Raw genomic sequence first — 1,731 nt, 5'->3', positions numbered from 1 at the left:
CCTTCGGAGTCTAGCCCAGTCTACCGGCGCCTCCAGGTCTTCCTTGGCCACAATCGGCTTTATTCAGTATCTACAAGGCTTTCGTCAGGCATCAGGCGAAATTTGACAAACCATCCGGCCACGATCTAACCCTAGTATATACAAAAAATATGGTTAAGATGTAAACGTAACATGGTCCTACCTAGACGACCCCTACCCTCACGCGAGGGATTAAACCTAAGTAGCTTGGGTTAATTGCTATAATGCCTACTATCCTGCGACTCGCCAGCGCCCGGGTTGTGATCTATCCGAACGATCACCGCCCCGCCCACGTCCATGTGATCGGGGGTGGATGCGAGGCAGTTTTCAAGCTTCGTTGTCCCGACGGGCCGCCCGAGCTGCGTGAGAACTTCGGCTTCACCCGAAAGGACCTGAGCGAATTCAGCGCCGCCCTGACGAAGGCGTTGGGCAAGCTGTGTGATGAATGGGAGCACCTTCATGACGATTTCTGAGACCGAATTCGAGCGGGCCAACCGCCGCGGACAAGACCGCCGCGCAAAAGGCCCCGTGGCGACCGAGGCGCATTTTGATGCGCTTCGTGGCCGCGTCGTGATCGTGCTGAGCTCCGGGCTGGAGGTGTCGTTCGAGCCTCGCTTGGCCGAGGGCCTCGGCCAGGCTGCACCGCAAGCGCTGAGCGAAATTGAGATCAGCCCCTCAGGGCTCGGCCTGCACTTCCCGCAGCTCGATGCCGATCTCTACCTGCCTGCCCTGCTTGAAGGCATGCTCGGCTCCCGCCGCTGGATGAGCGCAGAAGCAGGGCGAGCCGGGGGACGCCAGACCTCGGAAGCCAAGGCGGCCGCGGCGCGCGCCAACGGACGGCTTGGAGGGCGGCCGCGCAAGGCCACGACAACGTAGTCGAGAGGGCGCCAGCCCCCTCACACCGCATACTGACCGTCCCAGCTCGGCGCCTCACGGATATGACCCAATCAAGCGCGACCTCCCCTGCACTGCCGGCGATGGAGCACATCACCCTCCCTTTCGCCGAGATACTCGGGCTGGACGCAGACCTTGCAGCGTTCATGGAGCAGCACTGGGTGGTTCCGGACTTCGGTTTTGCGGTTCGCCATCACGATCGAGCCCTCCTGGAACTCGCTTACGCGATGAACCCGATGACCGTGATCCGGCGCAAGGAGGGCTACGATGTCCTGGGCGCAGGTCGTGCGTACTGGCTCGCGCAGCAGCTGTACGGCCCGGAGGATGCCGTGGTGGTGCTCCGGATCAAAAGCGGCCGTCTGCGCAAGGCGCAAAAGCTCCAGATCCTGGCGGCTGACCTGATCATCCATCACGCCCTGGCCCGCACGCGCCCCCATCTTCCACACCAGCTCTATTGCCTGCATCAGGCAATCGCCGACGCTGGCTTCATTGCGATCGCGGAAACCGATCCCAAGACGAAGACATACGGCCCTGCCAGCGCCAAGCGCTTTGCCATCGCCACGGGCTACAGCCTGGATGCAGTCCTGCCGCGACAGAAGCGACAGGGGTTCGATGAACCCGACAGCGAACCCGCTCTGTGAAGTTCAGCGCCCCCGTCCAGGCCCCAGCGCACCAGAGTCTGATCGCGGCCTGTACCGATGCCGGGTTCGATCCGATGGCGCTGCGCCGGCTGCTCTGGCTCATCAATGCCCACCCTGACCTGGTCGCGCACGCGCAAGTTTTCGAGCATGTGGGGGCGTTGCTCGCATCGGCGCAATC

Annotated in this window: 4 protein-coding genes; all 4 read left to right on the top strand. The window is 62.6% G+C overall.

Going from position 1 to position 1,731, the window contains the following annotated elements:
- The first annotated feature begins 278 nt into the window (after positions 1-278).
- Positions 279-491 carry a DUF4160 domain-containing protein gene (locus ACUH78_RS19180; protein ID WP_232311631.1) on the top strand — a complete coding sequence of 71 codons (213 nt, stop codon included), beginning with the start codon at positions 279-281 and terminating at the stop codon, positions 489-491.
- The gene (locus tag ACUH78_RS19175; protein WP_075146753.1) at positions 478-894 is read left to right on the top strand and encodes a DUF2442 domain-containing protein; all 417 of its coding nucleotides are present in this window, start codon (positions 478-480) and stop codon (positions 892-894) included. Before ACUH78_RS19180 ends, ACUH78_RS19175 begins: the two co-directional genes overlap by 14 nt.
- A 164-nt stretch (positions 895-1,058) precedes the next feature.
- Positions 1,059-1,553: a hypothetical protein gene (locus tag ACUH78_RS19170; protein ID WP_445334439.1), complete on the top strand. Its 495-nt coding sequence runs from the start codon at positions 1,059-1,061 to the stop codon at positions 1,551-1,553.
- A partial coding sequence (locus tag ACUH78_RS19165; protein ID WP_510497610.1) for a hypothetical protein occupies positions 1,550-1,731 on the top strand: 182 nt, incomplete at its 3' end. The genes ACUH78_RS19170 and ACUH78_RS19165, both read left to right, overlap by 4 nt.

It is taken from the genome of Thauera sp. ZXT1-4 (assembly GCF_052598215.2).
This window is presented reverse-complemented; position numbering and strand designations above follow the sequence as displayed.